Source organism: Hydrogenimonas sp. (assembly GCF_029933015.1).
Lineage (GTDB): Bacteria > Campylobacterota > Campylobacteria > Campylobacterales > Hydrogenimonadaceae > Hydrogenimonas.
In genome coordinates, this window is sequence record NZ_JAOZOZ010000071.1 from 1 (window position 1) to 7,948 (window position 7,948).

The 7,948-nt window shown below is 56.1% G+C and carries 5 protein-coding genes and 5 tRNA genes; 9 read left to right on the plus strand and 1 reads right to left on the minus strand.

Annotated elements, in window-relative coordinates:
* From Q1K23_RS06060 to Q1K23_RS06075, 4 genes are all read left to right on the plus strand, one after another.
* A partial coding sequence (locus tag Q1K23_RS06060) for an STT3 domain-containing protein (RefSeq protein WP_300363257.1) occupies positions 1–2,034 on the plus strand: 2,034 nt, incomplete at its 5' end.
* Positions 2,031–2,630 (plus strand): sugar transferase, encoded by a 600-nt coding sequence (locus Q1K23_RS06065; RefSeq protein ID WP_300363258.1) that lies wholly within the window; start codon positions 2,031–2,033, stop codon positions 2,628–2,630. The genes Q1K23_RS06060 and Q1K23_RS06065, both read left to right, overlap by 4 nt.
* The gene (locus Q1K23_RS06070; RefSeq protein WP_300363259.1) at positions 2,631–3,731 is read left to right on the plus strand and encodes an aminotransferase class V-fold PLP-dependent enzyme; all 1,101 of its coding nucleotides are present in this window, start codon (positions 2,631–2,633) and stop codon (positions 3,729–3,731) included.
* Positions 3,722–5,548 carry a nucleoside-diphosphate sugar epimerase/dehydratase gene (locus tag Q1K23_RS06075; RefSeq protein WP_300363260.1) on the plus strand — a complete coding sequence of 609 codons (1,827 nt, stop codon included), beginning with the start codon at positions 3,722–3,724 and terminating at the stop codon, positions 5,546–5,548. The genes Q1K23_RS06070 and Q1K23_RS06075 overlap by 10 nt, the downstream gene beginning before the upstream one ends.
* 18 nt (positions 5,549–5,566) lie before the next feature.
* Here the strand turns inward: Q1K23_RS06075 and ilvD are convergent, their stop codons facing one another.
* Positions 5,567–7,246 carry a dihydroxy-acid dehydratase gene (ilvD, locus tag Q1K23_RS06080; RefSeq protein ID WP_300363261.1) on the minus strand — a complete coding sequence of 560 codons (1,680 nt, stop codon included), beginning with the start codon at positions 7,244–7,246 and terminating at the stop codon, positions 5,567–5,569.
* A 135-nt stretch (positions 7,247–7,381) separates the two neighbouring features.
* Between ilvD and Q1K23_RS06085 the strand changes: the two genes are divergently transcribed.
* The 5 genes from Q1K23_RS06085 (at position 7,382) to Q1K23_RS06105 (ending at position 7,865) form a co-directional block, all read left to right on the plus strand.
* Positions 7,382–7,456 (plus strand) — tRNA-Gly (locus Q1K23_RS06085).
* A 50-nt stretch (positions 7,457–7,506) separates the two neighbouring features.
* Positions 7,507–7,593: transfer RNA gene (locus Q1K23_RS06090), tRNA-Leu, on the plus strand.
* A 14-nt stretch (positions 7,594–7,607) separates the two neighbouring features.
* A tRNA-Ala gene (locus tag Q1K23_RS06095) sits at positions 7,608–7,683 on the plus strand.
* Positions 7,684–7,692: 9 nt separating this feature from the next.
* Positions 7,693–7,766 (plus strand) — tRNA-Cys (locus Q1K23_RS06100).
* Positions 7,767–7,789: 23 nt separating this feature from the next.
* Positions 7,790–7,865, plus strand: a tRNA-Ala gene (locus Q1K23_RS06105).
* Positions 7,866–7,948 lie beyond the last annotated feature (83 nt).

Genomic DNA, 7,948 nt, shown 5'->3' on the forward strand with positions numbered 1-7,948 from the left:
TATCTTTTCAGTATCGCCATGCGGATGATCTGGGTCCAGTGGGCGGGTGCGCATCCCGAGTTTTTCTGGAACGGGCAGATCATGATCAACACCAACGACGGCTATTTTTTCGCTTCCGGTGTCCAGAAGGAGCTTTTCGGCACGCTGCAGCACAATCCCAGGGTCCCCGACATCTTCTACACCGCCACGGTGTTCGTCACCTATCTGGCGGCGAAATTCCTTCCTTTCTCTCTCGATACGGTGATCCTCTATATGCCCACCGTCATTTCCGGTCTCGTCGTCGTTCCCATCATTCTGATAGGCCGTCTCTACCATTCGACGCTGATGGGTTTTTTCGCCGCGTTGCTGGGAGCGATCGCCTGGAGCTACTACAACCGGACGATGACGGGTTATTACGATACGGATATGTTTTCGGCCATGGCGCCGATGTTCATTCTCTATTTTCTCATCGGCGCCATCGAGAAGGAGGACTATGCCCACCTTTTGCTGGCGGCGCTGACGATCGTGCTCTATCCTTTTCTGTATGATATGGGGCTTTCGATCATCTACGCGATGGGGCTGATGTATATGCTCTATATGGTCGTCTTCCATCCCCGGGACCGCTTCACCTACCGATCCATCGCGATCATAGCTCTGGCGCTGATGCCCTTCTACTGGCCGGCGAAAATCGCGGCGATCGCGCTCGCCTATCTTCTTTTCAGGCAGGAGCGTCTGGAGGGAATGCACGAGAAGATCTTCGCAGCTGTCGCGGTCCTTCTTTTTCTGTGGCTCGGCGACGTCTTCCCCCTCATATGGCACAAGATCGCCAGTTACGCCGTCCGCGGAACCGAAACCCAGGGGCTTCATTTCTTCCAGGTCAACGCCACGGTACGCGAAGCGGGAAAGATCCCCTTCGAGTTGATGGCCAAACGGATCAGCGGTTCGGTGCCGGGGCTTTTCGCCGCCGTGATCGGCTACATCCTGCTCGTTGTCCGCCACCGCTCCTTCATTCTCGCTCTGCCTCTCATCGGCATCGGTATCTTTTCGCTGTGGGGCGGCCTGCGTTTTACGGTCTATGCTGTGCCAGTGGCGGCCATCAGTCTCGTCTATCTCATTTTCGTCGTCACCTCTTTCATGCAGAACGAGCGTCTGCGCTATCTCGCCACGGGGATCCTGACCCTTCTGGCGCTCTGGCCCAATATAGCCCATATCCAAAACTACAAAGTTCCCACCGTCTTCAACGCCGAAGAGGTGAAAGTCCTGGACGGACTCAAAAGAAAAGGAAGCGACAAGGATTATGTGGTCGCGTGGTGGGACTACGGGTATCCCATCTGGTATTACGCCGACAAAAACACACTGATCGACGGGGGAAAGCACGATCACGACAATTTCATCGTCTCCGAAATCCTGACGACCGATTCGCAGCTCGAGGCGGCCAGGCTCAGCCGTATCGCGGTGGAGACCTATGTCTCCTCCGGCTACAAGGTGGTGGCGGACACGCTCTTTGAAAACGGCAAGCATCCCGTCGACCCCAACGACTATCTTCAGAGACTCTCCGAGACGGCCCCGGTGAAGATGCCTGAAAAAACCCGGGAAGTGTTTCTCTATCTGCCCTACAGAATGATCGACATTTTCCCGACGGTCGCCGTCTTCAGCAATCTCGACCTCAAAACCGGCGAACGGTACGAACGCAACTTTTTCTACAAAATCAACAATTTCAAAGATTCGCCCGACGAGCTGATACTCGGTGGGGGCATCAAGCTCGACAAACGTACGGCGATACTGCATCTGGGCAATCGCAAGACGCAGCTTCGCCGGTTCGTCGTCACGACACTCGACGAAAAGGGTAAAAACCATACGAATGTGCAGAACGTCAATCCGGAGGCGAAAATCTCGCTGATTTTCATGAAAAGCTACAACGCTTTTCTGCTTCTCGATGAAAAGATGTACAATTCGCTGTATATCCAGCTTTTCGTGCTGGGGAACTACAACGACGACCTGTTCGAACTGGTCGAAAGTTCTCCCTGGTCGAAAGTGTACAGACTCAAACTATGAAACGTTCCGACGAAATAGTCAAACGCCTTTTCGATGTGACGCTTTCGGCCGCCGGTCTCGTGGTGCTCTCGCCCGTGATACTGGCCGCATGGGCGGTGGCTTCCCTGGAAACCGGGAGCAACGGCTTTTTTCTGCAGACGCGTGTGGGAAAGGACGGAAAGCTGTTTCGTGTGATCAAGATCAAAACCATGAAGCCGCTCGAAGGGGTGGATACGACCGTTACGACCGCGTCGGATGCGCGGATCACGCGAAGCGGCCGTTTTTTCAGAAAAACGAAGATCGACGAGCTTCCCCAGCTGTGGAACATCCTCAAGGGAGAGATGAGCTTCGTGGGACCGCGGCCCGACGTTCCGGGATTCGCTGACCGGCTGGAGGGGGAGGACCGCGTCGTGCTTTCGGTCCGACCCGGCATCACGGGGCCCGCGACGCTGAAATACAGAAACGAGGAGGAGATCCTGGCCAACCAGGAGGATCCCGAGCGCTACAACCGGGAAGTGATCTGGCCGGACAAAGTGCGTATCAACGCGGAATATATCCGAAACTGGAGCTTCCGAGGGGATCTGGAAATCCTTCTTAAAACGATCAAAGGCGCATAGATGGACAAAAGAGTGTTTCTCTCCCCTCCGGACATGGGCGGTTCGGAACCCGACTATGTCAAGGAGGTTTTCGAAAGCAACTATATCGCACCCATCGGTCAATTCGTCGACAGGTTCGAACGCGCCGTCGTCTCTTTCACGGGAGCGGAACACGCCGTGGCCTTGAGCTCCGGGACCGCGGCGATCCATCTGGCTCTGAGGGTCGGCGGCGTGGAGAGGGGAGACAGGGTGCTGGCCTCCACTTTTACCTTTATCGGCTCCGTGGCGCCCATTCTTTACCAGAATGCCGAGCCCGTTTTCATAGATTCGGACGAGAGCTGGAATCTCGATCCGACTCTTCTGGAAGAGGCGATAGAGAGGGAGAAGCCCAAAGCGCTGATCCTCACGCATCTGTACGGCCAGAGTGCGAAAATGGAGGAGATCGTCCAAATCTGTGAAGAAAAGGGTGTTCTGCTGATCGAAGATGCGGCAGAGAGTCTCGGGGCGACCTATGGCGGGAAGCAGACGGGCACTTTCGGACGGTTCGGCATCTACTCTTTCAACGGCAACAAGATCATTACGACCGGGGGAGGGGGCATGCTGGTGGGTGCGAAAGCGGAAGATATCGAGAAGGCGAGAAAACTCTCCACCCAGGCGAGGGAAGAGGCGATATGGTATGAGCATACCGAAGTCGGCTACAACTACCGCATGAGCAACGTGCTGGCGGCGATCGGTGTGGGGCAGATGGAGGTTCTTCCCGAACGGATCGAAAAAAAGCGGAAGATTTTCGAATGGTACCGGGAGTCTCTGGAGGATATCGAAGAGATCTCCTGGATGCCCGAGGTCGAAAAGAGCCGGGGCAACCGGTGGCTGACCACACTGACATTCGAAAAAACCGATCCTTTCGAGGTGATCGGTGCACTCGAGAGAAAAAACGTCGAGTCGAGACCGCTGTGGAAGCCGATGCATATGCAGCCGCTTTTCAGAGGCGCCAGAGCGTATGGCGGCGGAGTGAGCGAGAAGCTTTTCGCCAGAGGGCTCTGCCTTCCCAGCGGTACGTCTCTTGAAAAAGAGGATGTCGAGAAAATTTCCGCCATCGTCCGGGAGGCGATATGTTCATAAGACCCACGTTCGGAACGAGGATTCTCTTTTTTGTACTGAGTGACCTGCTCCTGAGTGCGGTGACGCTCTATTCGGCCTACGCACTCCGTTTCAATTTCGCGATTCCTCCCCATTTCCTCGACAATTTTTGGCGCGTCTATGTCGTTCTCGTCTTTTTCAAGATCGCGGCCTTTTTTCTTTTGCGGGTATATTTCAGTTCATGGAGGTTTTTCGGACTCCACGATTTCAAGAGGCTTTTTCTGGGGCATGTGTTCGCCTATGCGGCCTTCGTCGTCGTTTTTCTTTTCGCGAAGGAGTGGTTTACGCCGATGCCAAGAAGCGCCATCATCATCGATTTCGTTCTCTCGATGCTGCTGATCGGGGGGCTTCGTATCTCCAAACGGCTCGTCATAGAGAGTGCCGGAAGCGGCGAGAAAAAGAAGAGCGTCGTCATAGGGGTCTCCCCCCGGACTTCCCAGATCATCAGGAGCGGACTTTCGGGAGACATTCCTTTCTATCCGGTAGGTGTGATCGATATCGGCGGGAGGATGGCCGGAACCTATGTGGAAAACGTCAAAGTCTACGATATCGGAAAGCTTTCCGATATCGTAAGAGAAGAGGAGGTGCAGGCCGCTCTGATCGCCCAGAGGTTCGAACCCAAAGAGCTCGACCGGATCGTCGAAAAGCTCAACGATCTGGGTATAAAAGAGATCAAGCTGGTATCCCTGCTCGCCGACCGTGACGAAAAGCTCAAGGATATCGCCATCGAAGACCTGCTGGCGCGACAACCCAAAGACCTCGATATCGACGCGATCGAAACGTTCGTCAAAAACAAGACGGTGCTCGTGACGGGAGCGGGGGGGAGTATCGGCAGCGAGATTTGCCGGCAGGTACTCAGGTTCGGTGCGGATCGGCTTGTCATGGTCGACAATTCCGAATACAATCTCTATCAGATCGCCGAGCAGATCGACGCTTCGCGGGCGGTGGCGAAACTGGTTTCGGTGCTGGACAGAGAGAGACTCGAGGAGATTTTCGGAAAGTATCGTCCCGATATCGTGATTCATGCCGCCGCCTACAAGCATGTGCCGCTTTGCGAGGAGAATGTCGATGCGGCCATAGAGAACAACGTCCTGGGCGTCAAGAACGTCATAGATCTGGCCATCCGATACGGTGTCGAAAAGGTCGTCAACATCTCCAGCGATAAAGCGGTGCGCCCCACCAATGTCATGGGGGCCACCAAGAGAGTGGGGGAACTCTATGCCCAGAATGTCCCCTCGGACCGGACCGAAATCGTTTCCGTAAGATTCGGCAACGTGCTGGGTTCCAGCGGAAGTGTCGTGCCCAAGTTCAAAGAGCAGATCCAAAAAGGCGGACCCGTCACGGTCACCCATCCCGAAATCACGCGCTATTTCATGCTGATTCCGGAAGCGTGCCAGCTCGTGCTGCAGGCGGCGGCCATGGCCAAAGGGGGCGAGCTTTTCATTCTCGACATGGGCGAACCGGTCAAAATCGTCGACCTGGCCAGAAAGATGATCCGCCTCTACGGCAAAGAGAATGAGATCGATATCGAGTTCACCGGTCTTCGTCCCGGTGAAAAGCTCTATGAAGAGCTCTTGATCGACGAGGCCGAGTGCAAAACGAAATACGAGTCGATCTATGTGGCGAAATCGACGAAGTACGATATACAAAGGCTGAGAGAGGATATCGAAGCGCTTCTCAAAACGAAAGACAAAACCGGACAGCTCAAAAGGATCGTGCCGGAATTCATGCGCAGGGAGATAGACCGGCTCAGGAAGCCGGGTGAAGAGGAGGGGAAAAGAGGAGAACGCGAGAGATGACGTTCCCTCCTTTTGTCGTCAGCACTCCGTCTTGAGTACCGCGCCGTGGGCGGCGTTGGAGACCAGCAGGCTGTAGCGCTTGAGCCATTTGCCCGGGACCTCTTTTTTCTTTGGCTGCCACTTTTTTCGGCGGCTTTCCAGCTCCTCGTCGCTGAGGTCGACCCGCAGGATATGGGCGTCGACGTCGAGTTCGATGATGTCGCCGTCTTCGAGCAGCCCGATGACGCCCCCTTCGGCCGCCTCGGGGCTGACATGCCCGATGGAGGCGCCGTGGGTGGCGCCGCTGAATCTTCCGTCGGTGATCAAAGCTACTTTGTCGCCCAGGCCCATCCCCATGATGAGGCTGGTGGGGGCCAGCATCTCCTGCATGCCCGGGCCGCCTTTGGGTCCTTCGTAACGGATGACTACTACGTCACCGGCCTTGACCTTGCCGCCCATGATGCCCTCAATCGCTTCCGGCTGGCTGTCGAAGCAGACCGCTTTGCCCCGGAATTTTCGCATGTGCGGGGCGATACCTGCGCTCTTGACCACGGCCCCCTCCTCGGCCAGGTTGCCGTAGAGGATCGAGAGGCCGCCCACCTGGGAGTAGGGGTTGTCGATGGGGTGGATGATGTTCGTGTCTTTGATCTCGGCGTCTTTGATCCGCTCACCGATCGTCTCGCCGGTGACGGTCATGGCGTCGAGTCTGAGCACGTCGCCCCGCTTGGAGATCTCTTTCATCACGGCGCTCACGCCGCCGGCGCGGTTGATATCTTCCATGTGAACGGTCGATAACGAGGGGGAGATTTTGGCGATATTGGCCACTTTGTCGCTCAGTTCGTTGATTTTTTTGAGGTCGTAGTCGACGCCCGCTTCGATGGCGATCGCCATCATGTGCAAGACGGTGTTGGTACTGCCGCCCATGGCCATGTCGACGACGAAAGCGTTGTTGACGGCGTCTTCGTTGAGGATGTCGCGGATGTTGGGACCTTCGGCCTTGGCCATCTCGACGATTCGCTTGGCCGCCGTGCGCACCATCTCCAGCCGCTCCTCGGTCATCGCCAGCACCGTACCGTTGCCGGGCAGGGCGATCCCCATCGCCTCACACAGCGTGTTCATGGAGTTGGCCGTGAACATCCCCGAACACGATCCGCCGCTGGGGCACGCTTCGCACTCGATTTCGTAGAGTTGCTCGTCGGTGATCTCCCCTTTGGCCCGCTGTCCGACCGCTTCGAAAGCCGTGGCCAGGTCGATCGGCGTGCCGTCTTTGAGGTGGCCGGCCCGCATCGGTCCGCCCGAGACGAATATGGTAGGGACGTTGACCCGCAGCGCGCCCATCACCATACCGGGAACGATCTTGTCGCAGTTGGGGATACAGATGAGTGCGTCGAGCTTGTGGGCGTTCATCACCGTTTCGATGCTGTCTGCGATGATTTCGCGGCTTGGCAGCGAGTAGAGCATGCCGTCGTGTCCCATGGCGATGCCGTCGTCGACACCGATGGTGTTGAACTCGAAAGGCACGCCACCCGCTTCGCGGATCGCTTCTTTGACGATGCGGCCGTATTCTTGCAGGAAGAAGTGGCCGGGAATGATGTCGATGTAGCTGTTGGCTACCCCGATGAACGGTTTGTCGAAATCCTCGTCCTTCAGTCCGGTCGCACGCAGAAGACTGCGGTGCGGTGCACGTTCGAAGCCTTTTTTGATGATGTCACTTCGCATTGTGGATCCTTGCTGTTTCTGATTTTTGGGTAATTGTATCGAAAAACCGCTTTACAGGACGCAAAAAACGGCTTTTGCCATGTCAGACTCTTTACAACACAAAAATTTTGGGCTATAATACCCGTCCCAAAACATGCGGGAGTAGCTCAGTGGTAGAGCACGACCTTGCCAAGGTCGGGGTCGCGGGTTCGACCCCCGTCTCCCGCTCCATAGTTGTATCCAGATAATTTGTGATAGTTTGACAACCGAACAAATTTACTGCCCGGATGGCGGAATCGGTAGACGCAAGGGACTTAAAATCCCTCGAACATTTGTTCGTGCCGGTTCAAGTCCGGCTCCGGGCACCATTTCTATAAAGTATGGCGGCATAGCCAAGTGCCAAGGCAGCGGCCCCGCAAGGCCGTGATCCCCGTGTTCAACTCCGGGTGCCGCCTCCAATCGGAAATGGCGACATAGCCAAGTGGTAAGGCACGGGCCTGCAAAGCCCTGATCCCCGGTTCGAATCCGGGTGTCGCCTCCAGAAAAATCAAGCTTTTTACAGATGGCGGCATAGCCAAGTGCCAAGGCAGCGGCCCCGCAAGGCCGTGATCCCCGTGTTCAACTCCGGGTGCCGCCTCCAGTTTCGCTTCAGTGACAGATTGAAAAAATCGGGGGATGGCTGAGTGGTCGAAAGCGGCGGTCTTGAAAACCGTTGAGGGTCAC